A 23,086-nucleotide genomic window follows, 5' to 3' on the forward strand; every position below is an offset into this window, starting at 1 on the left:
TAGTCCATTTTCTAAATACTGATTCGGGAGGGAGTTGTATTAAAATGTGCGGAAAATGGGTTTATGTATACTTTATGGTTTACAATCCGCAAGTACAATCAGTACTTGAGGCTTCTACCGAAACTTTTATACATAATAAAAGATGATGAAAGAGTAACGTGTATATCCATTAATGATGGTGGTGGATAAGCTTTGAACTGGTGGAAAATCTATGGCTTAAAAAAGGCTATTGTAGCACAGATACAAACATGCCACTGCATTACTTGGAGCTTCGTTTCTGAAAAAGGAGGATAAATATGTGCAGGAATATATTAAGAAATGTACGTTCTTCTAAAGAAGAAAGAGCAGCAGGAAGAAAGCAGGAACAAATGACTGACAGGATACCTATTCAGTGCATAATCCCCCCGCATATGCTGAAGGAGCTTGCACAGAAAGGTAGCCCAAAACAGCGAGATCTGGCCTTAAAAACATTAATGGTATCCGAGAGAATACGTGGACGGCGCGAGGCATTTGCAGAAGTCTATGTTGCACCGGCAGTGGGTGTTAAGTGTATCAAGGTCTACGATGCAAAACACGGACAGGGACTTCCAGGAGATGAAGTGCAGGAACCCGGGAACAGTAATGACCAGGCAGTAAAAGAGGCTTATGATGGTGCGAATGCTACCTACGACATGTACCTTGATGTGTTTGAGCGCAACTCTATTGATGATAGGGGTATGTGCATACTCTCCTCGGTTCATTTTGGTGAGAATTACGACAACGCTTTCTGGGATGGACGGCAGATGGTCTATGGCGATGGTGATGGAGAACTCTTTAATCGATTCACCATATCAATGGATATTATAGGACATGAATTGACGCACGGCGTTACAGAGTACGAAGCAGGACTTGTTTATTATAATCAACCAGGTGCGCTGAATGAGCATATGTCTGATGTCTTTGGTTCTCTTGTGAAGCAGCGCATACTCAACCAGACTGCAGATGAGGCAGACTGGCTGATCGGTGAAGGGATTTTCACATCAAAAGTGAACGGCAAAGCCCTCAGATCGATGAAAGAGCCAGGAACTGCCTATAATGATCCTGTGCTGGGCAAGGATCCGCAGCCAGGGCATATGAAAGATTACGTGCGCTTGTCTCCCTGGGAAGATAATGGAGGAGTGCATATAAACTCAGGCATCCCGAACCGTGCATTCTGCATTACAGCAATGGAAATCGGTGGGTATGCATGGGAGAAGGCTGGTAGAATCTGGTATATCGCATTAAGAGACAGGCTCAGATATAACTCCAGTTTCCAGGATGCTGCGAATAAGACATACCAGATAGCCGGAGCAATGTTCGGTGAAGGAAGCAAGGAGCATGAAGCTGTGAAAAAAGGATGGGCAGATGTAGGAATCACAATTAAGAAGAAATAACAATATGATTATGATGCATGGAGTACATAGATAATCAATATGTTGATTCAGTTTGTTCGTACAGGTGGCTTTGCAGGGCTGCGTACGGCGGTCACACTGGATACGGATACGCTTCCTCCTGAAGAGGCGCGTAAGCTGCTTGAGATGGTAGATGCATCTGGTTTTTTCAACCTGCCAGAGAAGTTCCCGGTGCCAACACGAGGTGCTGATTACTTTGTGTACAGACTGACAGTTGAAAAAGAAGGAAGAAAGCATACTGTTGAGGTGAGCGATCCAGTCGCTCCTGCAGCACTGCGACCACTGCTTCAGTCTCTGGTTGCGTATGCAAGGAAGTAAGAGACCATATATATAGAAGATCGGGCGCTTTTAAACCAGCCCTCAATATCCCATCACGACTTCAGACCAGCTTCCTCATCATCGCGCCTGATATCTCAAGCGCCCTTCTTGCAATCTCAACAGCATCCTTCTCCAGAAGCCTGATCATAGGCTCCTTCCCGATATCGCCTGTATCATAGATCACATCAGGAACCCTGCCAGCTTTTGTAATGGCTTCAGCCACACCCCACTCCATAGTTGAGACACCCTCTGGCTCAAACTCTCTTGAGAACGATTCCGCTCTTAGCCCGAGCTCCTTGCAGGCAGAAAGCGCCTCCTCTGAATAACGTATATTCATCGCAGCCTTCATCGAGCTATCAGCCTTCATCGCGGTCAGCACTATCCTTGCCACATGGCTGCTTGCTCCTAACAGGACGCATCCCACTGCACGGGGTGAGCCTTTCAGCCTGATAATCCTGCCTGAAACAGCAGCCACGTCCGAAATCGAAGATGCATTCGGTATTCCCATAGCTATATTGCATCCCACCTCCGGGATGAGCTCTGAGAATCCCTTATTATTCTCAATTAGCTCAACTGCTTCCTCCACACTCTTGATGGCGCGGTATCTCTCGGCCTCTGCCAGCGTGTGTCCGAGCTGGTTCACGGGCGCAGCTCCTCCACCTATCTGTACGCTTGTAAGTATCGCCTGTTCCACAAACCTCTTGGCGCTTCTGGCAGCCTCTATAAGAGGCGCTCCTTTTGCAAGCTCTGCCGTGAGCGCGGCTGAGTGCGTGCATCCTGAGCCGTGTGTGCCTCCTTTTACCAGTTCTCCCAGGATGTACGTGAACTCCCCGTTCGCATAGAGCACATCTGTTCCTTCAAGATGCCCTCCTGTCACTATAACTGCGCCTGCCCCAAGGTCGTGGATCTTCTCAGCAGCTCTCTTGACATCGTTTATATCCTTTATCTTAAAACCAGATAATCGCTCAGCCTCTGGTATATTTGGTGTCACCACCGCTGCAAGGGGCAGGAGTTCATCAATCAAAACCCCGACCGCCTCATCCATAAGAAGTGCTCCGCCAGCCTCTGCTGCCATAACAGGGTCTATAACAAGAGGAAGCCTGTACTCACGTATCAGCCCTGCTGTTGCCCTGACAATATCAGGTGATGAGAGCATACCTGTCTTGGCATAATCTATCCTGATATCGCTGATCACTGCATTGAACTGCTCCTCAATGAATCCGGCTGGAATATCAAAGGAATTCAGGACACCCTTTGTATTCTGCGCTGTAACCGATGTTACTACGCATGTGCCGTGAACCCCGAGCGCTGCAAATGTCTTTATGTCCGCGGCTATACCAGCTCCCCCGCCCGAGTCCACACCTGCTATGGTCAGTACTGTCGGCATCATATAAAGAATGGTCTGCATACGTTATAATAGTTACAGTTAAAGTGAAGAAAGTCTTCCTGTAGCATCATGAACCCGTTATCTTAGTCGTCAAAAAACAAGATAAGCCCATGAAATAATTTAAAATTACAGAAGTCTTCTATGATAGCTCATATCAAAGCATGGAACAGTGAATATAAAAGCTGGAGGGGAGGGCATTATTCCCTTGGACTGCTGGATCCCTCCTGTAAAAAAGGGCGTTTACTGGACGCTGGATGTGGGGGTGGAAGATACACGCTTCCCCTGCGGATGCGCGGGTTTGATGTAGTTGCCCTTGATGTATCACTCAATGCTCTCAGGATGGCAGGTAAAAGAAGTGCAGATCGTGGACTTGATACTGAGTTTTTAGCAGCCAATATCTATGAGATGCCTTTTCAGGATGCGTCCTTTGATATCATATGGTGCTACGGCGTGCTCCAGCATCTCATGTTAAAAGAAAGGGAACTTGCAATCAGGGAATGCCGCAGGATACTTAAGAAAGAAGGACTGCTGTTCATTGAGGTTCTTGGAGAGGATGATATGAGGTATGGCGGGATCGAGGTTGAGCATAATACCTTCTCCAGAAAAAGCGGTGTCATTTACCACTATTTCAATAAGAACGAATTGAATGAACTATTGAAAGGTTTTTCATTCAATACTGCTGAATCCCGCGCAGAGAAGCGGTTTAATGGGGAATACTATATACGGCATATGATCTCTGCTGTTGCAAAAAAACTCTAATCTAAGAAGACGGCAGCAGCAAATACTGTCGTCCATAATCCCTCTTCATTGCCCTCTGTAGACTGGCTGATATTGGTTGTTGTGATTATGAGTCCGCTTGCCTGGTATATCTGCTTTCTTTCATCCCATGCCTTATTAATATCGAATTCAATACCCAGGGTTGTTGCAAGCATGGTAGCTGCAAGATCTTCTGCGTAATCGCCAGCTTTTTTAGCTACTTCACCAAAAGAATGGTGCTCTGATAAATACCCGTAGATACCGGGATCTTTAGGTACAGCAACCCCGATTGCAGCAGAGACCAGGCGGTTTGGCTCGTTGGTTGAATTTCTTGCAAATACACAGAAGGTTATCTGCCCGGGGCTCAGGAGCTTCAGTCCCTCCTCTTTTGGTATCATTTTACAACTGGGCGGCAGGATACTTGATACAGAGACGAGATTGGACTTCTCTATACCTGCATCTCTTAGCGCAAGCTCAAAGGATGCAAGTCTATCTCTGTGGATACCCACCCCTTTTGTTAAGAATACTCTTCTGGGAACAAACATGAACTGCGGCTGACCCCCTATATGAAACTATAATGTCGTGTACACATTTATTTGTTTTTATGCACTTGTCTGTTCACTATCAATAAGAATAGTGAAAGAATAGCGAAAGATATATTTACATAACGTATATTATTTTGATCATGAGAAATCTGGTCTTTGTAATCTTCACAGTACTTGTACTTATATTCTTAGTCCTTCCTTTTACAGAAGGGAAAAACCAGAAGAACTCACTTGATATCACTTCACTCACGATTAATTTTGATAAGACCGGGGCAATATTCACTGTTAATTACGATCTTAGCAAGCTACCAAGATTGTATATCCTCTTTCTTGGTAGCAGGGGTCTTGAGCCAAAAGTAAAAGCCGTATTCTCAAACTTCGATTATGAGATAATTAAAATGGATCAGGATAAAGCAGTCCTGAGGGTAGAGAACATTACAAGATATGATAAGGGTTATTATTTGCATGATTCACGTATTAAATTTGGAGAGGGTATAAGCGTAATAGATATCTATACGCCTGACTCACCATATCCAAAGAGATACTCAAACCCGTATTTGTTTAACTGGGATAATGTCCCGGGTAACGAAAGCTTTAGACTTAACATATTCTTGAAAGATGATCTCGGTATCGATTGGGCGGTTAATGCACAGATCCTCAAATCAGATGATAACAGAACCATCAGTGTTTTTACTGAGGAGAGATACATCGAGATTGCGCTTGATAAAAATAATGGAAAAGCACTCCTTAGAACTAGTGATAGCGAAACCTACGAGCTGCAGGTTAAAAAGGATAAAGACGGACTTGGTATATACTCACCATATATATACTCTACACCCAATATATACTACCGGTCTTGATGTTTCTTTTTATGGAAAATAGATGGCAGATGAACGATATACGTGCCATCTTCTTTAAGTGCCATGACGATCTCTTCTCTTTCAAGAAGTGATCCAAGATTCAGCTCATACGAGCCCGGAGATAGTATCCTCACAGACTCCACCCTATCGCTCTCTGACTTTGTTTCCTCTTTTATCTTTTTTAATTCTGACTGTTCTGGAGTGTTATTCCCGAGCAGTTCATCAACTTCTTTAATAAACTTAGAAGCAGCGGGTGGAATTGGTTGTGTTGATTGTGTTGATTGTGTTGATTGTGTTGCTATCCCTGCTTTTTCTACTGAATCTGGTGCGGTTCCCCTGTCCCTGACATAGAGGAACTTATTCCAGCCACATTTCGGGCAGCCATTTAATATTATAGCTGCTCCATCCCTGAATATGCTCTCGCATCTGGTACATCTATGTGGCATAATCTATGGTGTTGAGACAAGTGCGCTTATCAGATCCCTGTCCTTTTTTATCGTCTTTAGCTGTGTGGCCGGACCTATAACCGTAAGCCTGGTCTTGAGTGAGTTTTTCCCGAGCAATTTATTAAGAAAATTATCACTCTGTTTTACAGGATAACTCTCAATCTCGATCCCCGAGAAATCATCCTGTGCTATCTCTGTCATGGTAAGCTCTATCAGTTTTGTCTGCTCGCTCGGGGTGAGACCTCTCTCAAGCACAAGGATTCTCCCATTTCTGACACTGTCCAGGATTAATCTCACCTTTTCCATAGAAGTCATACCATCAAGTTTATCTTCAGATATTAAGTCCAATTGAATTCCATTCATTTTGATCACCCGAAGTGTTCTGCAATTTCTTTATATAGCAGATCTATATTCTGTCCCTCAAGAGCGGATATAGGTACAATAGGATGCTGGGGGAAAGCGCTGTGTATCCTCGATGGAGATGAGTTTGGAAGATCGACCTTATTGGCAGCTATCAAAAGCGGAAGCTTTCGCGCCTCCATGTTGCCTATGACCGTCACATTCACCTGTGTATACGGGTCTTCTGTAGCGTCCATTACGAGCAATACCCCATCAAGTTCATCCAGCCATTTTACAGCCTCAATCACCCCTTCGGTCGCCTCTTTAGCACGTCTCTTCGATTCCTCCTCTGAGAGGCCAAAAGCCATAAAATCATGAAAATCGATTTTAGTAGCAAGCCCGGGTGTATCTATTATGTCCAGCACCACCGATGAACCGTTCGACAGGATTGTCACGTCCTCACGCCGCCTTGCCCTGCGGGTCTCATGAGGAATATTTGATACTGAGCCCATGGCATCACCGGTCCAGTCCCTCAGGATTCGATTAGCCAGTGTGGTCTTACCTGCATTGGGAGGACCATATATTCCTATTCTTGCTGTTTTTTTCTTGAATAATATCTTTTTTAACCAGGTAAAATTTATCCCCAGCCGTTTTATTATGCCCATAGTTATGCCTCAATATTTTTAATATTGTTTCTATCTTTTTAAGTTTTCTATTTTGATAGGCTCATTAAACTTTGATGAACCTAAAGATCTCAATTCTTTTTTGACAGGCTCATCAAACTCAGATAGTTTTAGCTGTCTTTTAGCACAACGCTCACCCGGAATTTCAACCGGGTAAACCCCGGTCAAACATCCGACGCACAGATCATCATAGGGGATACCGATCGATCTCACCAGTCCTTCAATGCTCAGGTAACCCAGTGAATCGGCATTGATCACTGCCTCTACCCCTTTTACAGCTTTATGCGCTGCAACAAGTTCCTCCCTTGTGGCCATATCGATACCCAGATAACATGGTGAAATAATAGGCGGGCTTGCAACCCTCATGTGTACTTCCTTTGTTCCTGATTTGCGCATCAGGTCTATTATACGCCTTGACGTGGTTCCGCGCACAATGCTGTCATCCACCAGTACGATACTCTTGCCTTCTATATTGGGTTTTATGGTATTGAGTTTCAGCCGGACTGCAGTCTCTCTCATATCCTGCCCCGGCATGATGAAGGTCCTGCCGATGTACCGGTTTTTCATCAGCCCCTCCATATAGTCTATACCTGATTTCTTTGAGAATCCGATTGCATATGTGATTCCTGAATCCGGTACAGGAGAAACGATATCTGCTTTTACAGGGTGCTCTTCAGAAAGCGTCTGGCCTATGCGCATCCTCACATTGTAGACAAGCTCACCATCTATGATCGAGTCCGGGCGTGCAAAATATATATATTCAAAAACACAGTGGGCATAGTTCTTTGATTTAACTAACTGGCGACTCTCATACGTTCCATTGCTGAAAATAAGCACCTCACCAGGAGCTATATCACGAATAAGCTCTCCATTTAATATATCGATAGCTACGCTTTCAGATGCCACAACAAAACCATTCTCTATCCTGCCAAGGCACATGGGCTTGATGCCCAGGGGATCACGAATGACGATAAGCTTATCATCAACCAGAACAACGAGCGAATAGGAACCGATAAGCCTCCTTATCAATTCCTGGATAGCATCCTCCAGATCGTAGTGCATCAGCTCCTTTACCAGGAGATGCGCTATGACCTCAGTATCTGATTCAGACAGGAATATCCTTCCCTCTCTCTCAAGCTCACATCTTAGTTCTTTTGAATTGACAAGGTTGCCGTTATGTGCAATTGCTATTGTCCCGCTCTTAGAACTGACATGAAGCGGCTGGCAGTTTTCTATTTTAGATCCGCCTGTAGTCGAATAACGGACATGCCCTATACCTGTATGACCTTTTAATCTCTGGATATCCCGCCTGTTAAAAACATCAGGCACCATGCCCATGTCTTTTAAAGTCCAGAGTTGCATACCGTCATGAACGGTTATGCCAGCAGATTCCTGTCCCCGGTGCTGAAGAGCGTAAAGAGCATAATAAAGAGTGAGCGCAGCCTGCGATTCTTCTTTAAAAGAGACTCCAACCACACCACATTCTTCATGCAACAGGGTCACCTTAAGCCTTAAACCTAATTTAATATCCTGACTTCTCTTGCCACTTATAAGATCTCATGCGTGCGGTCCTGCCGAATCCACACGATGCGCACATCTTTGTATGGTTATTTAATGAAACACTGCCACACCTTCTGCATTTAACATGCGTCTTATGCTGGCGTTTGCCCATTGAGGGCGTACCTTTTGACATCTATTATCACCTCTTATTATGGGGAGATAAACACGATATTATCTCCGCGGACTACTACTGTTCCAAGTTTTTTTGTCTCATTCTCTTTTATTTCCTCTGCATTTGCCAGTACGAGATTCATATGCATATCGTATCCCTGTAGCTCGCCTCTGAATTCTCTGGCACCTTTTAACCGTATTAATACCGATTTATTTAACGCATTGTTTAAAATGTCAAGGGGTCTATTTCCCATAAAACGCTCCTTAATAAAGTTTATTAAATCATTGACACAATAATGCACCAAAGTTGTCAGTTGAATATTTAAAACTATTGGTGGACAATGAGAGTAAAATCACGGAATATATTGAGAAAAACCGATGAAAAAGCCCTTATCAATGATATTATAGAAGCTTTCGGGGACGCAAGCACTTTTGCAAACAAGAAACTTGAGTATGTTATGACCGATAAATGGGATCTCATCCTCGTGAATGGCGAGCCTCTGTTGTTTAAATTTAATGGTAAGATATTTCCCACTGTCAGGGGCGCGCTCAAATTGAATCCTGTGCAGAGAAGGGTGATGGTAGATCCAGGGGCTGTAAGGTTCATTATAAACGGTGCAGATGTTATGGGCCGAGGAATAGTAGAGGCTGATCCATCTATAAAGGAAGGTGACCTTGTTATAGTTGTTGAGCAGACACATGGAAAAGCACTGTCCATCGGAAAGGCGCTTGTGCCTGGAAAAGATATGGCGGGAAGGACAGGTAAAGCAGTTAAGTCCATCCACTATGTCGGAGATGAACTCTGGAAATTTGAACAGAAATAGATAAATATAAATACACATTAAGAAGAACATGTGATGAATTTATGGCAGTAAAATTTCTAGATAAGCTCATTGGAAGCGGGAAGAAGGTAAAATCTGAGATCGAGGAGTATCAGGAACTTGATCTTTCTGAATTCGAAGAAGGTTTTAAGGATGAACCTACCAGTATGTTTATACGCGTAGCTGAGCTCACAGGGCTTGAGATACTGCCTGAATTAAAGAAGCAGATCTATGAAGGAAATGTTGTTTTTATTGATGTATCACCGGCAAAACATGACAAACTCCTCTTTGACAGGGCGATTAAAGACCTGAAACAGGTAGTTAACGATGTCCATGGTGATATTGCACTGATAAAAGAAGATCAGGTTATTGTAACACCGCGCAGTATCCGCATAGATAGACAGAAACTAAAGTGAACGCAGAGTACCCTTTGTTAATTACCAGAAATGCCTGCCCACTATGCAGCAGAGAACTTGTGACAAACTGGGTTCCTCACAATATTCCTTTTTTTGGTGATGTGATGCATATTACATCGATATGTGAATGCGGATTTCGATACTCGGATACGTTGATCCTGACCCAGCGCGAGCCTGTACATTATGAGTTAAATGTAAAAAGCCAGGATGACCTTAATGCGCGGGTTGTGAGATCCACGTCAGGAACGATACGGATACCTGAACTCGGTATAGATATAGAACCAGGGTCAGCCTCTGAATCGTTTATATCGAATATAGAAGGTGTGCTTGATAGGGTAAAGGATATACTTGAGATGGTGACACGGTGGGGGGAAAAAGAAAAAACTGAGTGCGCAGAGCAACTTCTATCTTTAATTGAGAAAACAGGGGCTGGAGAGTATGAGATTACTGTTATAATCGAAGACCCGATGGGCAACAGTGCTATTATCGCAAAAAATGCAATCAGAAGGAAGCTCACAGATGAAGAAGCAGAACATCTGAGAACCGGAACTGTAATATTTGAAAAGGAGGCTTTGCCATAGAGGAAGGATCATACGATTTAAAGCCAATCACGGCGACATACGCAATTCTGGGAAGCGGAGGTATAGGCCTTGCCCTGGCAAATGAGCTTGGAACAAGGAATAAGAACATCATCCTCATAGATAATGATTCAGCAAAAATCGAAACATTAAAAGAGCAAAACCTGAATGCTATACTGGGGGATATAGAAGATGCTGACATACTCGGTAAATTTGATTTCAGGCAGCTTAGATCTGTATTCATAATGAGTTCAGATATTGAGGCAAATAAGCATGCGCTAGCCTTTATAAGAAAAACAGCACCTGATGTTCAAATCGTTGCCAGGGCCAACGACTATCAGCAAAAAGAAGAGATGGAAACTACTGGCGCTGATCTTGTTGTCCTTCCTTCAAAACTTCCCCACAGGGCTATAGCTCTGGCCATAGTCCAGTACATCGAGAAGATCACTTCAGTTAAATTAGCCCAGGATTTAAAAAAATTAATAAGTAATGTGGGAGAAGGAAAATTTGCAATTATTGTTCACAATAACCCGGACCCTGATGCAATATCGAGTGCAATGGGCTTAAAAGAGATAGCCAGCAGTGTGGGAGTCAGGGCCGAGATACTCTATAATGGAAAGATAGGGCACCATGAGAATAAGGCTTTTATAAATCTGCTTGATATAGAATTAGATCAATCCAGAGATTTTAATGCTAAGGATTATAAAAAAATAGCCCTTATAGAATGTTCAATGCCAGGGGTGAATAACCTGCTCCCTCCTGATACGCAGGTCAGCATAGTAATAGACCACCACCAGGCAGATATAGGTGAAGTAAAGGCAGAGTATGTTGATATAAGACCCAATATAGGTGCAGCAGCCACTATAATGACAAAATATCTGCAGGATCTTGAGATACCTATCAAGACAGAGCTTGCCACCGCCCTTTTATACGGTATAAAGGTCGATACCAATGATTTCCAGAGGAACACAGACCCTGCAGATCTAACCGCAGCCGCGTACCTCTACCCCCTTGCAAACCATGATATATTAAGCAGGATCAAGACCCCTTCCAGATCAACCGAGGAGATTAATGTTCTCGGTGAGGCCATTAAGAACCGGGATATCAGAGGCAGTTATCTTATATCAAACGTTGGAACTATTCACGACAGGGATACACTTGCCCAGGCTGCTGATTATCTACTCAATCTTGAGGGAATAACCACGACCATTATATTCGGACTTGGTGAAGACCAAATCTATATATCAGGCAGAAGCCGGGATGTGCGAGTCAACATAGGCAAGGTAATGCAGGATGCTTTTGGGTCAGATAAAGCAGGAGGCCATGCTATGCTTGCAGGCGCACAGATCCCGCTTGGGGTGTTCGGAGGTACAAAGGATAAACAGACACTGATGAAACTCACTGAGGAGGTCGTGGTTAAACGACTACTCTCTGCCATAGGGATACAGAAAGAGTCAAGCTGATATAAACACCGAACTCAAAACGAACTGGTACGAACTCATCAGCCCGAGTTCGTATCGAGTTCGTACCAGTTCGTTGTTAATACTGCTAAAATATCCAATTATATTAACCAACGTAAATTGAAACGGTCTCGATTTTTAAAAACTATTATGTATTACAATTACAATTAATATTCCATAATATGCTAGAGGACGAGTACCAACTGGATTATTTTAAAGAGAACGGCTTTGTGCGAAAACAGTGTCCCGGATGCGGCAAGAACTTCTGGACGCGGGATCACGAGCGTGAGCTCTGCGGGGACCCGCCGTGTGTATCATACTCATTTATTGGCAACCCTGTGTTCAAGAAAGAATACGATATACCCTCCATGCGTGAGACGTATCTATCTTTTTTTGAAAGGCACGGGCACACGCGGGTGAAGCGTTACCCTGTTATCGCACGCTGGCGTGATGATATCTACCTAACAATAGCATCGATTGCGGATTTCCAGCCCTTTGTTACATCAGGGCTTGTCCCGCCTCCTGCAAATCCCCTGACCGTTTCCCAGCCGTGTATCCGTCTTGATGACCTCGATGCAGTGGGGCGAAGCGGACGCCATCTTACAAACTTTGAGATGATGGCCCATCATGTCTTCAATTCAAGAGGAAATGAGATCTACTGGAAGGACAGAACAGTGGAGTTATGCGATACCCTCTTATCAGAACTCGGTCTTGACCTGAACGCAGTGACGTATAAAGAATCGCCGTGGGCAGGAGGGGGGAATGCAGGTCCGAGCGTAGAAGTACTTGTCGGCGGGCTTGAGCTTGCCACGCTTGTCTTCATGAACCTGAAACAGACAAAAGGCGGCCCGATAGATATCAAAGGTGAGAGTTATGAGAAGATGGATACCTATATTGTGGATACAGGCTACGGGCTTGAGAGGTTTGTCTGGGCCTCCAAAGGCTCACCTACCATATACGATGCTGTATTTCCAAATATCGTTGCCGGACTTATGGAGCTTGCAGGGCTGGAGCACTCAATAGAGAATCCAGAGTATGCGCGCATATTCTCACAGAATGCAAGATTTGCAGGTGTAATGGATATCAGCGGGCAGGCAAATCTCCTCCAGTTGAGAAGGAAAGTTGCAGAAAGCATCGGCACTACTGTTGAAAAGCTTCAGGAGATTATGGAGCCTGTAGAAACGGTCTATGCTATTACAGATCACTCAAGATGCCTTGCATTCATGCTGGGTGACGGCATCATCCCATCCAATGTAAAGGCAGGTTACCTTGCGCGGCTTGTGCTTCGAAGGACGCTTCGCATGATGAGGGATCTTGGAATAAAAGTGCCGCTCTCCGATATTGTAGAGATGCAGATAAGGAACCTCCCGGAGTATCCTGAGTTCAGGGAGAGGATTGATACGATCAGGGAGATCCTCATGCTTGAGGAAGAGAAGTTCGCTGATACGATACAGCGCGGCTCAAGACTGGTCAGGAAGACAGCCCTTCACTTCAAAGAAAAAAAGCAGAGTATGCCACTTGGAGAATTGATCCTGCTGTACGACACGCACGGTATCCCGCCTGAGATAACACGCGAAGTGGCAAAAGAAGAAGGAGTTGATGTTGAATTACCTGATACCTTCTATTCGCTTGTGGCGAAGAAACACTGCAAGGCAGAGGAAGAGGAGAAACAGGCTCTGCCGCTGGATATTCCGCCCACGAGGAAACTGTACTATGAACATCCTGCTCAATCAGAGTTTGAGGCTACTGTTATTGAGGTCATCGGGAATAAGATAATCCTTGACCAGACATTATTCTATCCTGAGGGAGGAGGGCAGCCTGCTGACCACGGCACGTTATCTCTTGATGATATCGCTGTGAACGTGGTGGATGCCCAGATCACCAATGGCATCATCCTCCATGAGACCGACTCAAGTTTCGGGTTTAAGAAAGGGGATACCGTAAAAGGAAAAATTGATATGGAGCGAAGGCTTGCACATATGCGCCACCACACAGCCACGCATATCGTTAATGAGGCTGCTAAATCCGTCCTCGGAAGACATGTATGGCAGACAGGTGCACAGAAATCCACAGACAGGGCAAGGCTTGACCTTACCCATTATAAACGTATCTCTGATTCTGAGTTCAGAGAAATAGAACTGCTTGCAAATAGAGTAGTAATGCAGGATCTGCCTGTGATCATTAAATGGATGGACAGGGTTGAGGCGGAGAAGCGATACGGTTTTGTGCTGTACCAGGGCGGCGTCCCTCCAGGAAAGGAGATACGCATCCTGAAGGTCGGGAACGATGTGGAGGCATGCGGCGGGTTGCATGTCCCAAATACAGGAATAATCGGCCCTATCAAGCTCATCAAGACTGAGAGGATACAGGATGGCGTAGAACGCATCGAGTTCTCAGCAGGAGAGGCCGCTGTAAAACATATACAGGAGAGGGATGAGTTGCTGAACAGATCAGCAGAAACACTTCGGGTCACGCCTGAGCAGTTGCCAGATACAGTCAACCGCTTCTTCGAGGAATGGAAGGACCTGAAGAAAGAGAGCGAGCGCCTCAAGGCTGAATTGGCAGAAGTGCGGGTAAAGGCCATAATGAGCGAGGCAGTGGGAATAAACGGCTTAAGAGTGATCTCAAAGAAGATCCCGCAGGCAGATGTGGATGAGCTGATAAAGGCAGCCACAGAGTTCAGTAAGGATGATGATATGGTGGCAATCCTGGCAAGCGATCTTGGCGGTGTTAAGCTTGTTGTCTCAGCAGGCGGGCACGCCCAGAAGTTAGGTATCAATTCAGGTGCAATAGTGCGCGAGATATCAAAACTTGTCGGCGGTGGAGGGGGAGGCAGGCCAGGTATAGCGCAGGGAGGAGGGACTGATGCAGGGAAGATTGATGAGGCGCTGAGGAGGGGAGTGGAACTGGTGAGGGAGAGGGTGGAATAAGTATCCTATGAGAATAATGGTTGCCGAATACGCAGTAGGCGAAGGCATTCACGAGTTCACGCCAGAGGGCAGGGCTATGCTCCGTACTCTTGTCAGGAGTTTTGCTTCATGCGGTCATGAGGTGTTCTATCCAACAGCAGGTACGCAGCTTGATGAAGGAGCCGGCATAAGGGCAGAGGATTTTGAGGAATCAATCACAAGAATATCAAAACAATGTGATGCAGGACTCATAATTGCCCCGGATGAGATTCTGGGCGATCTTACTGAATTAGTGGAGGAGAACACGGTAAACCTCGGATGTCCTGCTGACTCGGTACGTCTGTGTGCTGATAAGCTTAAATGTACCAGCATACTCTCACAGGAGAAAATCCCTGTGCCTGAAACAATCGAAAGCGGGGAATATAAGGGGGACTACGTGATAAAACCCAGGTCTGGATGCGCATCTGATGGAATTCATAGAAGCGTTTCTGGCAGATTAAAAGAAGGCTTCATAGCTACGCAGTTTATTGAAGGTGAACACTTAAGCGTAAGTATAATAACAGGACGAACACAGCTTCCCCTCACGGTTAACAGACAATTGATTGATATCAACAACACAATTTCATATAAAGGCGGGACAGTGCCGTACTACTGCGCCAGGAATAGTGAGATTGTTGAGATAGCAAAAAAGGCGTTAGAACTCCTTGGATGCAGGGGATATGCAGGTGTGGATATAGTGCTTGGCGATAGGCCATACGTGGTTGATGTTAACCCGAGACCGACCACATCTATAATCGGGATAAGCAGGGTGATCGGGACTGAAATAGCTGACTTGATCTTAAAATCAAGATTCGGGGAGCTTCCTCACAAAGTTGATGTAAATGGCAGTTTCACTTTTAAAAAAGACGAATTATTCAGGCTTTAATGATGCTCTCAAATAAAATGCTCCGACTACTGTGTTAAGCACATAGGATACGAGCCTGTAGAGCCATGTTGCAACCACTGCAACCTCAATTGGTACTCCGCTGAATATAAAAAGATATGCCATAGTCCCATCCACTACACCCAGTCCGCCTGGAAGGAAAAGAGGAAGCCACCCGCTTATCATTGAGATCGTATAGGTGATGACCATTATACTGATATGGATATCTGTCTCTCCTAAGGAGAGAAACACTGCATATATTGCCAGGATATCAAAAACCCAGCCAAGAAAAGAGAATAATGTGGCTTTAATAATACCGCTTCTATTATTGTGTATGTTCCTCAGACCCCCGTGAAAAGAATTAATCGACTCCTCGACAGCATCGGCATAGGCTCTGTGATCAAAACCTTTTTTCACAAATCCGATGAAGGGAGCAAAGAATCGGATCAATGAATGAACAAATGAAGAGAGCTTGTCTTTCCTGATATAGAAATAGATGACCAGACCGAAAGTGCTAAAAGCAAGTCCAATAGAGAACATCAAAGCTATTACCTGCCACGTTCCAAAACTTACTCCTGGTCTGGAGAACAGTAGTCCTACACCCAGACCGCCAATAACCAGAAAAGGGAACATATTCAGCATCCTCTGAGAGACAACCCCGGCAAAGCATTCTGCCTTGCTGGTGCATGTATCTCTTCCGAGTAGCATCGCCTTTACAGGTTCACCGCCTGTCCCGAATGTCGGAGTGATGTTGTTGATGAAGGTCCCTGCCATATAGAATTTAAATAATTTGTAAATACTGATATCCGCAGAGATCAGGAATTTCCAGGTTATTGTGAAAGCTATGATGTTTAGAAAATTGAACAAAATCACCAGAAGAAAAAGTGGCTTGCTGACATTACTTATTCGAGAAATAAACGTCTCAAGCCCTACTTCGTTCGTGAAAGCTGCCAGGATTACCCCGCCTATAATTACCACAAACCAGATGTTCTTTGTTCTGAATCGTTCCATGAGATCTTCTCGATACTTGTACTAACAGTAAATAAAATTGCTGGTGCATTAAAGTCAAATAATTTAAATATATAAAAGTAATAGCGTCTTGTGCCAATTTAATTCTAAAGGCAGAGGGTACATATATGGATGAAGATGCGATGTTTAAGGCGTTATTAAAGAATAAACCTCAACAGCAAAAAAAACAGGCTCTTGTAAAAGAGGATATTAAAGAAACTGTTCCTGCTACTAATCCTGTAGATATTCACAAAAACGGTGAGAAAATGCAGGATATACATGCAGTACAGGCCGCAGGTACTTACGAGAATAAGGAATTGATAATGCAGGCTGAACTTATAGAAGGATCAATAAAAAACCTGATTATAAGTGTTGACAGGGTGCATAATCTGTTAAGAACATTAATCGCTCCAGTGCTGGTATTGATTCTTATTGTCGGGATAGCAGTTCTAATTCTACTGGGCAGCCAGATTATGTTTTAGTTAAGTAGTAAAGTGGGCAGATTGTGGTAGGATAGGAAGGAGATGAAATCTGTTAAAAAAGATTTTTTATCTGCCCACTACTTGTTCGTATATAAACGAACAAACTATTTATAGGTTACGGACGTATATATCAAACAATTATTATATTCTGGTTAAAAACCACAGGGTCTGCTATGAATGATGTTCATAGATGAAAATGAAAAAAGCGTAGATAACGGACTTTTTCAGAAAAGTATAGAAAGGTTAATGAAATTAAAAGAAGTAAGGTATATTACTGGACTTTCGCTGGAGGAGATTAAAAACGCTTAGTAAAATTTATTAAGAATATGAGGAAATAGGAATGGATAGAATAGAGGGATTGTATTAAAACTGAGCAATAAAGAAGGAGAATAAAAATATGAAAAATGTTGAAATGTCGGTAGATGGAAATATCTTAACAATCAGGGTGGATTTAACTAAAGAATTCGGCCCTTCATCATCAGGGAAAACGATTATTATCGCCTCGTCTGAAGGTAATCAATCCGTTCCTGGGAAGGAAGCGGTCAAGGTCGGGCTGAATGTGTATAAGAAGAAATGACCTGTATTTGAAGTAATAATGAACAATGTACAGAGCAATTTAAAAGGGAACGTTCTTTTAAAATGGGACTGAATGAAGCAGACACAAGAGCGAAATTAATTGATCCAGCATTGCATAAAATTGGCTGGACTGATGACCTGATTAGAAGAGAGACTACCGCAGGCACTATTGAAATAATTAATGGAAAAACAAAGCGAAAGAAAGGTAGAACGGACTATCTTTTGTGCCTTCCTGTAAAAGAAAGGGATAATCCGCTATCTATAGGTGTATTGGAAGCTAAGAAAGAAGGAGAGCATGCAACTCTCGGATTAGGACAGGCTAAAGAATATGCAAAGAGTCTTAACGTTCCGTTTGTGTTCTCAACGAATGGTTATCTTTTTGTTGCATATGACTCTTTTAGCGAGAAAGTCACGGAAGAGCTTCCTATAGAAAGCTTCCCTGAACCAGAATTATTAAAAAAGTTATATGAAGAGAGTAGAGGTTTTTCACTTGCAGATGATAATGCTAAACCACTATTTGTTCCGTACAGGGGAGGGCAATCTGAAAGAAGATATTACCAGGATGCAGCGATAAGGGCTGTGCTTGAGAAAATTGCAGGAAAGAAAGAAGGCTGGAACAGAGTTTTGCTCTCTCTGGCGACGGGTTCGGGAAAGACACGAATAGCTGTCCAGCTTTTGCATAAACTGGCTGAGGCGGGACATTTGAGACGGGCCTTATTTGTTTGCGATCGAAACGAACTCAGGAAGCAGGGGTTCGGGCAAATGTTCTCTGTTTTCGGCGATAATGCGGCGTTTGTTGAGAATAAGGACCCTAAAAAGAATGCCAGGATTATTGTGTCAACATACCAGGCGCTGGGTATTGATGAAGATGGAGACCAATCGTTCTTTTTGCAAAATTATCCTGAGAATTATTTCAGTCATATCATTATTGATGAATGCCACAGGAGCGCATGGGATAAGTGGAGTGTCGTCCTCACAAATAATCCCAATGCGGTTCAGATTGGATTGACTGCGACGCCAAGGAAGATAACTGGCGAGAAATCTCCTGAAAAAGATAAGGATGAGAAAATCAGCAGGAACAATATCATGTATTTCGGAGAGCCTGTGTATGAATATCCGTATGCTAAGGGATGGGAGGACGGTTATCTGGCGGCATGAAACAAGAGTTAATCGTCAAACAAAAGAACAAATTGCCTGAAGGATGGCACGTTTATAAAATGGAAAACGTTTGCGATTTAAAAACCGGAGGGACGCCCTCTAAAAGCCATCCAGAGTATTTTGGAGGGAATATCAAATGGATTGTATCAGGCGATGTTAACAAGGAATTCATTTATGATGTTGATGGACGCATTACTGAATTAGGTCTCAAAAATTCGAATGCAAGAATACTAACTAAAGATTCAGTATTGATTGCATTGAATGGTCAAGGCAAAACAAGAGGTACAGTTGCAGTTTTAAAAACGGAAGCTGCCTGTAATCAATCAATTGTTGCATTTATACCAAAAAAAAGAGACCAATTGGATTATACATTTTTATTTTATTATTTAAAGAGTGGATATCAAAAATTAAGAAATCTCACTGGGGATAATGAACGAAGTGGTTTAAGCATGAGGATTTTAAGACCACTTCCAGTTGTAGTTCCCCCAATAGATACGCAAAAGAAAATAGTTGATAAAATCGAGAAGCAAATGGCTCAAATCGAGATGATTAAAAAAGAAGCGGAAAGGCAAAAAGTAGTCATAGAAAGCATCTTTCAAAGTTTTTTAAAAAACATTTTTGAAAAAAAAGAGATTTCTGCTAAGTGGAAAAGATTTAAACTCGGTGATAATAACATCTCAGAAATCATAATGGGGCAATCTCCCTCCAGTTCGTCATATAATAAACTACAAAAAGGATTACCGTTTTATCAAGGGAAGAAAGATTTTGGTTTAATCTCTCCTGCGCCCACAGTCTGGTGTTCTAAACCTAAAAAGATAGCTAAAAAAGGAGATATTTTGATTTCGATTCGAGCTCCAGTCGGCCCTACAAACATTGCTGATGCTGATTGTTGTATTGGTAGAGGTTTAGCATCAATTAGACCTAAAACTAATAGAGAGTTTATATTATTTCAATTAAAATATAATGTTCAAAAATTACAAGAGAAATCAAATGGTAGTACTTTTGAAGCGATAAATAAAAATGAATTATTTGATTTTGAGGTTATTCTGCCCGATAGATTAGAACAAGAAAAGGTAATAGCCATTTTAAATCAAAAAGAAAAAGAAATTGAAAATATGAAATATCAAATAAATAATCAACTCAACGCCATCAATCAGCTCCCCAACTCAATCCTCAATGAAGTCTTCGGGCAATATCAAATCATTAGCTGATGATATTATGAAAGAAATGACAGCGCAACTTGAAAAAGAAATAAAAATCCTATTGACCTCAATTGAACACGGATACAATACAGTAAATCTGCGTTCATCTGCGTTCATCTGCGGTTCGTTTTTAATATATATCCAAGAATCTAATTACTGCCTCCGTTTAATGAAAAAAAGGCCTCATCTGAATATTACTTTCGCCCTGCTATCCCAACCATTTTTTAACACGATAATATAGAGATATCAATATGGATTCAAATGACGCGCTTGTTGTTTTCGAGGGAGCCAAAATAAGACGAACATGGCATGATGAACAGTGGTATTTTTCAGTGGTTGATGTTGTACAGGTTTTAACAGATAGTCCAAAACCAAGGCAGTATTGGGGCAAAATTAAAGACAGGGAATTTCAACAACTTGAGTTGTCCCCAATTTGGGTACAACTGAAATTGCCTTCAGCCGATGGTAAGAGTTACAAAACGGACTGTGCCAACACAGAATCCATGTTCAGAATAATCCAGTCAATCCCATCCCCAAAAGCCGAACCCTTCAAAAGATGGCTTGCAAAAGTCGGCTATGAACGGGTGCAGGAGATAGAAGACCCGGAACTTGCGCAAAAAAGGATGAAAGAGATCTATAAATTGAAAGGTTACTCTGATGAGTGGATAGAGAAAAGAGCAAGGGGAATTGCGATAAGAAACGAACTGACTGACGAGTGGGATAAAAGAGGTGCAAAGTCCAAACAGGATTATTCTATTCTGACCTCCGATATATCCAGAGCTACTTTCGGATTGACGCCCACCGAATACAAGCGATTGAAAGGATTGAAAAATGAAAATTTAAGAGATCATATGGATGATATTGAATTGATACTGACCATGCTTGGCGAAGCTACAACTACAAGATTTACCCGCGCTAGGGATTCCCGGAAATTCCCGGACTTTCGAAAAGATGCAAAAGACGGGGGAGATGTGGCTGGAGCGACACGAAAAGATATTGAAGGGAAACTTGGGAAAAGTGTAGTTTCAGGAGATAATTATCTTAAAGCGCCGGAGAGAACTAAAAGAATAGAAAATAAAAAAAAGCCAATTGAAAAAAGATAACATGAAAATCGAAACATATAGAGGAATTGTCCGTATCCAGCGTAAATCTGGCAGGTCTGCAAAATTCCATGATGCAAAAAATATGCCATTAGTGAGATTTGAATCTCATAAAAATCCCTTTTTAATGTTAGAACAGTATTGCAATAGTCCCGAATGCAATTGCCGCGAAGTGGGTCTTGAATTTTCGGAAATAGACGAAAGCGGCGCTCCGCTGGCGAACCGGATACAGTTCTATTTCCATTTAAATCTTGAAACATGGAAGGAAAATAGAAAAGTAAAAAGGTCGGAAATTTGCCAGCGCCTTGTTGATGAATTCATCAATAATCTCACCGATGAAATAAAAAACAAATTCAAGGGAGATTATGAACATATAAAGAAAAAAGCATCAAGAGCGGCAAAATTTGACATGCCTTTACATGAAATAAAAAAGGGAATACTGATACCTTATTCTGAAGTTTTCGGCGATTACGGCAGTGTGCTGTCAGGAGGCAGTGGATATAGCTTTGACTTTGAATATCAAAAAGAAAAATATTATGTAGATGACATGTATTGTCTTGACCCTGCATGTAAATGCAATACCGCTCACCTTGTATTTCTAAAATATGATAAAGAAACCGATGTTACCTCAGATTTATTCACTGCAAAATTTGATTTCGAAAAAGGGCTCGAAGTTGAAGAAAATCCCTCCATTAAAAAAGTAGATGCAATTAAAATATTCAATAAATGGATGGAAAGTGACAATGAAGTACCTGATATATTGAAAAGCAGATACAGAGAACTCAAAGACATCAGCAAAGGTCTGGTTGAAAAACATGGTGGACACAAAAAACTACCTGAAGATTCACTTCTACTCGTCAGTAACGAAAAAATTGGTCGCAACTCGCCATGTCCCTGTGGTAGCGGGAAAAAATTCAAAAAATGTTGCGGTATGCCATGAATGAGAGATAGGTTAAATCATGCCAAAAAACAATAACGGTAGAACAGTAACAGACCAGTCCAGCATGAACGCCTACATAAAATCGGTCTGCGACATCATGCGCCGCGACCGGACAAAAGGCGCCCTGGAGTACATCCCAGAACTTACCTGGATGATGTTCCTTCGAATACTTGACGAAAAAGAGCAAGAAGAGGAACTAAAGTGCCAGGCGGTCGGAAAGTCATTCACTCCCTCGCTCAAAGAACCATACAGATGGCGAGATTGGGGCAATCCTCATGGTAAAAAGAGAGTGGAACTTCAAAACGGCAAAATGGGAGACTTCCTGGATTTTGTAATAATGTTCTCTGACAGGATTGAAATTTCAAGTCCTGGTTCCTTCATTGGTGGAGTTACTCCACACAATATTTTAACTCATCCACCAGTAAGACGCAACCCGCTCTTAGCGGAAATACTCCAGTATATTGGTGCGGTAAATCGTGGAGGGCTGGGAGTTGACAGGATGTATCGAAGACTGCTTTCTTATGGGAAATTGCCCCCTGAGTATCCAGAATTAGCAGGTGCGGTTCAGGTTATTATCAGAAATGGCGCTTTTGATGAAGCAATCGCGAAATTTGTAGGAAGAAAAGCCAGAGAAGGTCATGGTTGGAGGCTTGAAGAATTAATAGTGTTGCATCATTTAAGAAGGAATGACAAAATCTCAACAAGCGAAGCCTCTGAAATACTACAGCGGACCCAAAGAGAGACCTCTGAATTATTAAGTTCAATGGAAGGTATCTTCATTGAACGTATAGGTACGGGAAGAGGAACATATTATCAGCTTACTAATGAGATACTCTCTTCTATTGGAGAAAAAGAGAAATACACACGGATTAAAGGGCTTTCAGAGGAACAAAAGCTTCAGCTACTAAAAAATTACCTTGAAAATAATGGAAAAATTACAAATGAAGAAGCAAGGAATATCTGTGGTGTTAATAGAAATCAATCCTTAAGGTTAATTCGAAAACTCGTCCATAAAGGATTCCTTAGGAAGATAGGAAAAGGTCGTGGTGCATATTATGAGAAATGCTAACTTCGCATTT

General features: G+C 42.7%; 26 protein-coding genes. 17 read left to right on the forward strand and 9 right to left on the reverse strand.

The window, feature by feature from the left end; all coding sequences use genetic code 11:
• Positions 1-296 precede the first annotated feature (296 nt).
• Positions 297-1,412 (forward strand): M4 family metallopeptidase, encoded by a 1,116-nt coding sequence (locus tag ANME2D_RS12325; protein ID WP_198527426.1) that lies wholly within the window; start codon positions 297-299, stop codon positions 1,410-1,412.
• A 39-nt stretch (positions 1,413-1,451) separates the two neighbouring features.
• A complete protein-coding gene (locus ANME2D_RS12330; RefSeq protein ID WP_048092255.1) occupies positions 1,452-1,748 on the forward strand; it encodes a protealysin inhibitor emfourin in 297 nt (98 codons plus the stop codon).
• A 61-nt stretch (positions 1,749-1,809) separates the two neighbouring features.
• On the opposite strand, the gene thiD is transcribed toward ANME2D_RS12330, so the two are convergent.
• Positions 1,810-3,156 carry a bifunctional hydroxymethylpyrimidine kinase/phosphomethylpyrimidine kinase gene (thiD, locus tag ANME2D_RS12335; RefSeq protein ID WP_048092263.1) on the reverse strand — a complete coding sequence of 449 codons (1,347 nt, stop codon included), beginning with the start codon at positions 3,154-3,156 and terminating at the stop codon, positions 1,810-1,812.
• A gap of 120 nt (positions 3,157-3,276) precedes the next feature.
• Here thiD and ANME2D_RS12340 point away from each other — a divergent pair, with 120 nt between their 5' ends.
• Complete coding sequence (locus ANME2D_RS12340) at positions 3,277-3,894, forward strand: class I SAM-dependent methyltransferase (RefSeq protein ID WP_048092265.1); 618 nt, start codon at positions 3,277-3,279, stop codon at positions 3,892-3,894.
• On the opposite strand, the gene ANME2D_RS12345 is transcribed toward ANME2D_RS12340, so the two are convergent.
• The gene (locus ANME2D_RS12345) at positions 3,891-4,436 is read right to left on the reverse strand and encodes a pyruvoyl-dependent arginine decarboxylase (protein ID WP_048092267.1); all 546 of its coding nucleotides are present in this window, start codon (positions 4,434-4,436) and stop codon (positions 3,891-3,893) included. The genes ANME2D_RS12340 and ANME2D_RS12345 overlap by 4 nt on opposite strands.
• A gap of 140 nt (positions 4,437-4,576) precedes the next feature.
• Here ANME2D_RS12345 and ANME2D_RS17045 point away from each other — a divergent pair, with 140 nt between their 5' ends.
• On the forward strand, positions 4,577-5,296 hold the full coding sequence (locus tag ANME2D_RS17045; RefSeq protein ID WP_052368912.1) for a hypothetical protein: 720 nt from the start codon (positions 4,577-4,579) through the stop codon (positions 5,294-5,296).
• On the opposite strand, the gene ANME2D_RS12355 is transcribed toward ANME2D_RS17045, so the two are convergent.
• Genes ANME2D_RS12355 through ANME2D_RS12375 form a run of 6 tightly spaced genes read right to left on the reverse strand, consistent with a single transcriptional unit; the run spans position 5,284 to position 8,689 of the window.
• Positions 5,284-5,742, reverse strand: coding sequence for a Zn-ribbon domain-containing protein (locus tag ANME2D_RS12355; protein ID WP_048092268.1), 459 nt, complete (start codon positions 5,740-5,742; stop codon positions 5,284-5,286). The genes ANME2D_RS17045 and ANME2D_RS12355 overlap by 13 nt on opposite strands.
• Before the next feature lie 3 nt (positions 5,743-5,745).
• Positions 5,746-6,105 (reverse strand): DUF2073 domain-containing protein, encoded by a 360-nt coding sequence (locus tag ANME2D_RS12360; RefSeq protein WP_048092270.1) that lies wholly within the window; start codon positions 6,103-6,105, stop codon positions 5,746-5,748.
• Positions 6,106-6,110: 5 nt separating this feature from the next.
• Complete coding sequence (locus ANME2D_RS12365) at positions 6,111-6,746, reverse strand: Era-like GTP-binding protein (RefSeq protein ID WP_048092272.1); 636 nt, start codon at positions 6,744-6,746, stop codon at positions 6,111-6,113.
• A 30-nt stretch (positions 6,747-6,776) separates the two neighbouring features.
• Entirely contained in the window at positions 6,777-8,258 is a 1,482-nt protein-coding gene (gene purF / locus ANME2D_RS12370; protein ID WP_081810269.1) for an amidophosphoribosyltransferase, read from the reverse strand.
• Between the two features lie 28 nt (positions 8,259-8,286).
• Positions 8,287-8,457, reverse strand: coding sequence for a 50S ribosomal protein L37e (locus ANME2D_RS17470; RefSeq protein ID WP_081810270.1), 171 nt, complete (start codon positions 8,455-8,457; stop codon positions 8,287-8,289).
• A 16-nt stretch (positions 8,458-8,473) separates the two neighbouring features.
• Positions 8,474-8,689: an LSm family protein gene (locus ANME2D_RS12375; RefSeq protein ID WP_048092274.1), complete on the reverse strand. Its 216-nt coding sequence runs from the start codon at positions 8,687-8,689 to the stop codon at positions 8,474-8,476.
• Between the two features lie 87 nt (positions 8,690-8,776).
• Between ANME2D_RS12375 and ANME2D_RS12380 the strand changes: the two genes are divergently transcribed.
• The 6 genes from ANME2D_RS12380 to ANME2D_RS12405 all read left to right on the forward strand — a co-directional run bounded on the left by ANME2D_RS12380 (position 8,777) and on the right by ANME2D_RS12405 (position 15,544).
• Entirely contained in the window at positions 8,777-9,259 is a 483-nt protein-coding gene (locus tag ANME2D_RS12380) for an RNA-binding protein (RefSeq protein ID WP_048092276.1), read from the forward strand.
• Positions 9,260-9,300: 41 nt separating this feature from the next.
• Positions 9,301-9,672: a cell division protein SepF gene (locus tag ANME2D_RS12385; protein WP_048092278.1), complete on the forward strand. Its 372-nt coding sequence runs from the start codon at positions 9,301-9,303 to the stop codon at positions 9,670-9,672.
• A gap of 14 nt (positions 9,673-9,686) precedes the next feature.
• Positions 9,687-10,253, forward strand: coding sequence for a ZPR1 zinc finger domain-containing protein (locus tag ANME2D_RS12390; RefSeq protein ID WP_241763370.1), 567 nt, complete (start codon positions 9,687-9,689; stop codon positions 10,251-10,253).
• A 47-nt stretch (positions 10,254-10,300) separates the two neighbouring features.
• Positions 10,301-11,713: a DHH family phosphoesterase gene (locus tag ANME2D_RS12395; RefSeq protein ID WP_394295710.1), complete on the forward strand. Its 1,413-nt coding sequence runs from the start codon at positions 10,301-10,303 to the stop codon at positions 11,711-11,713.
• A gap of 179 nt (positions 11,714-11,892) precedes the next feature.
• Positions 11,893-14,640, forward strand: a complete 2,748-nt coding sequence (alaS, locus tag ANME2D_RS12400) for an alanine--tRNA ligase (RefSeq protein ID WP_048092284.1) — start codon at positions 11,893-11,895, stop codon at positions 14,638-14,640.
• Positions 14,641-14,647: 7 nt separating this feature from the next.
• Complete coding sequence (locus tag ANME2D_RS12405) at positions 14,648-15,544, forward strand: ATP-grasp domain-containing protein (protein ID WP_048092286.1); 897 nt, start codon at positions 14,648-14,650, stop codon at positions 15,542-15,544.
• Here ANME2D_RS12405 and ANME2D_RS12410 read toward each other — a convergent pair.
• Complete coding sequence (locus tag ANME2D_RS12410) at positions 15,530-16,552, reverse strand: flippase-like domain-containing protein (protein WP_048092288.1); 1,023 nt, start codon at positions 16,550-16,552, stop codon at positions 15,530-15,532. The two genes, ANME2D_RS12405 and ANME2D_RS12410, sit on opposite strands and share 15 nt — an antisense overlap.
• A 125-nt stretch (positions 16,553-16,677) precedes the next feature.
• Here ANME2D_RS12410 and ANME2D_RS12415 point away from each other — a divergent pair, with 125 nt between their 5' ends.
• From ANME2D_RS12415 to ANME2D_RS12445, 7 genes are all read left to right on the forward strand, one after another.
• Positions 16,678-17,031: a hypothetical protein gene (locus tag ANME2D_RS12415; RefSeq protein WP_048092290.1), complete on the forward strand. Its 354-nt coding sequence runs from the start codon at positions 16,678-16,680 to the stop codon at positions 17,029-17,031.
• A 397-nt stretch (positions 17,032-17,428) separates the two neighbouring features.
• Positions 17,429-17,608, forward strand: coding sequence for a hypothetical protein (locus tag ANME2D_RS12420; protein WP_048092292.1), 180 nt, complete (start codon positions 17,429-17,431; stop codon positions 17,606-17,608).
• 62 nt (positions 17,609-17,670) lie between these two features.
• On the forward strand, positions 17,671-18,765 hold the full coding sequence (locus ANME2D_RS12425; RefSeq protein ID WP_048093584.1) for a DEAD/DEAH box helicase family protein: 1,095 nt from the start codon (positions 17,671-17,673) through the stop codon (positions 18,763-18,765).
• On the forward strand, positions 18,762-19,976 hold the full coding sequence (locus tag ANME2D_RS12430; protein WP_048092294.1) for a restriction endonuclease subunit S: 1,215 nt from the start codon (positions 18,762-18,764) through the stop codon (positions 19,974-19,976). The genes ANME2D_RS12425 and ANME2D_RS12430 overlap by 4 nt, the downstream gene beginning before the upstream one ends.
• A gap of 242 nt (positions 19,977-20,218) precedes the next feature.
• Positions 20,219-21,070 carry a BRO-N domain-containing protein gene (locus ANME2D_RS12435; protein ID WP_048092296.1) on the forward strand — a complete coding sequence of 284 codons (852 nt, stop codon included), beginning with the start codon at positions 20,219-20,221 and terminating at the stop codon, positions 21,068-21,070.
• Position 21,071: 1 nt separating this feature from the next.
• Positions 21,072-22,007, forward strand: a complete 936-nt coding sequence (locus ANME2D_RS12440) for an SEC-C metal-binding domain-containing protein (RefSeq protein ID WP_081810332.1) — start codon at positions 21,072-21,074, stop codon at positions 22,005-22,007.
• Positions 22,008-22,026: 19 nt separating this feature from the next.
• Complete coding sequence (locus ANME2D_RS12445; protein WP_048092301.1) at positions 22,027-23,076, forward strand: ATP-binding protein; 1,050 nt, start codon at positions 22,027-22,029, stop codon at positions 23,074-23,076.
• The last annotated feature ends 10 nt before the right edge of the window (positions 23,077-23,086 follow it).

Origin of the sequence: Candidatus Methanoperedens nitratireducens (assembly GCF_000685155.1) — an archaeon.
In the GTDB taxonomy this organism is placed as follows: Archaea; Halobacteriota; Methanosarcinia; order Methanosarcinales; family Methanoperedenaceae; genus Methanoperedens; species Methanoperedens nitratireducens.

Bases quoted from the DNA above. Each gene is read 5' to 3' on its own strand.
- ANME2D_RS17470 (WP_081810270.1), bottom strand. From the start codon at position 8,457: ATGTCAAAAGGTACGCCCTCAATGGGCAAACGCCAGCATAAGACGCAT.
- ANME2D_RS12345 (WP_048092267.1), bottom strand. From the start codon at position 4,436: ATGTTTGTTCCCAGAAGAGTATTCTTAACAAAAGGGGTGGGTATCCAC.
- ANME2D_RS12415 (WP_048092290.1), top strand. From the start codon at position 16,678: ATGGATGAAGATGCGATGTTTAAGGCGTTATTAAAGAATAAACCTCAA.
- ANME2D_RS12445 (WP_048092301.1), top strand. From the start codon at position 22,027: ATGCCAAAAAACAATAACGGTAGAACAGTAACAGACCAGTCCAGCATG.
- ANME2D_RS12410 (WP_048092288.1), bottom strand. From the start codon at position 16,552: ATGGAACGATTCAGAACAAAGAACATCTGGTTTGTGGTAATTATAGGC.
- ANME2D_RS12425 (WP_048093584.1), top strand. From the start codon at position 17,671: ATGGGACTGAATGAAGCAGACACAAGAGCGAAATTAATTGATCCAGCA.
- ANME2D_RS12435 (WP_048092296.1), top strand. From the start codon at position 20,219: ATGGATTCAAATGACGCGCTTGTTGTTTTCGAGGGAGCCAAAATAAGA.
- ANME2D_RS12385 (WP_048092278.1), top strand. From the start codon at position 9,301: ATGGCAGTAAAATTTCTAGATAAGCTCATTGGAAGCGGGAAGAAGGTA.
- alaS (WP_048092284.1), top strand. From the start codon at position 11,893: ATGCTAGAGGACGAGTACCAACTGGATTATTTTAAAGAGAACGGCTTT.
- ANME2D_RS12375 (WP_048092274.1), bottom strand. From the start codon at position 8,689: ATGGGAAATAGACCCCTTGACATTTTAAACAATGCGTTAAATAAATCG.
- ANME2D_RS12355 (WP_048092268.1), bottom strand. From the start codon at position 5,742: ATGCCACATAGATGTACCAGATGCGAGAGCATATTCAGGGATGGAGCA.
- ANME2D_RS17045 (WP_052368912.1), top strand. From the start codon at position 4,577: ATGAGAAATCTGGTCTTTGTAATCTTCACAGTACTTGTACTTATATTC.
- ANME2D_RS12325 (WP_198527426.1), top strand. From the start codon at position 297: ATGTGCAGGAATATATTAAGAAATGTACGTTCTTCTAAAGAAGAAAGA.
- ANME2D_RS12440 (WP_081810332.1), top strand. From the start codon at position 21,072: ATGAAAATCGAAACATATAGAGGAATTGTCCGTATCCAGCGTAAATCT.
- ANME2D_RS12380 (WP_048092276.1), top strand. From the start codon at position 8,777: ATGAGAGTAAAATCACGGAATATATTGAGAAAAACCGATGAAAAAGCC.
- ANME2D_RS12365 (WP_048092272.1), bottom strand. From the start codon at position 6,746: ATGGGCATAATAAAACGGCTGGGGATAAATTTTACCTGGTTAAAAAAG.
- ANME2D_RS12430 (WP_048092294.1), top strand. From the start codon at position 18,762: ATGAAACAAGAGTTAATCGTCAAACAAAAGAACAAATTGCCTGAAGGA.
- thiD (WP_048092263.1), bottom strand. From the start codon at position 3,156: ATGCAGACCATTCTTTATATGATGCCGACAGTACTGACCATAGCAGGT.
- ANME2D_RS12405 (WP_048092286.1), top strand. From the start codon at position 14,648: ATGAGAATAATGGTTGCCGAATACGCAGTAGGCGAAGGCATTCACGAG.
- ANME2D_RS12330 (WP_048092255.1), top strand. From the start codon at position 1,452: ATGTTGATTCAGTTTGTTCGTACAGGTGGCTTTGCAGGGCTGCGTACG.
- ANME2D_RS12340 (WP_048092265.1), top strand. From the start codon at position 3,277: ATGATAGCTCATATCAAAGCATGGAACAGTGAATATAAAAGCTGGAGG.
- ANME2D_RS12360 (WP_048092270.1), bottom strand. From the start codon at position 6,105: ATGAATGGAATTCAATTGGACTTAATATCTGAAGATAAACTTGATGGT.
- ANME2D_RS12420 (WP_048092292.1), top strand. From the start codon at position 17,429: ATGAAAAATGTTGAAATGTCGGTAGATGGAAATATCTTAACAATCAGG.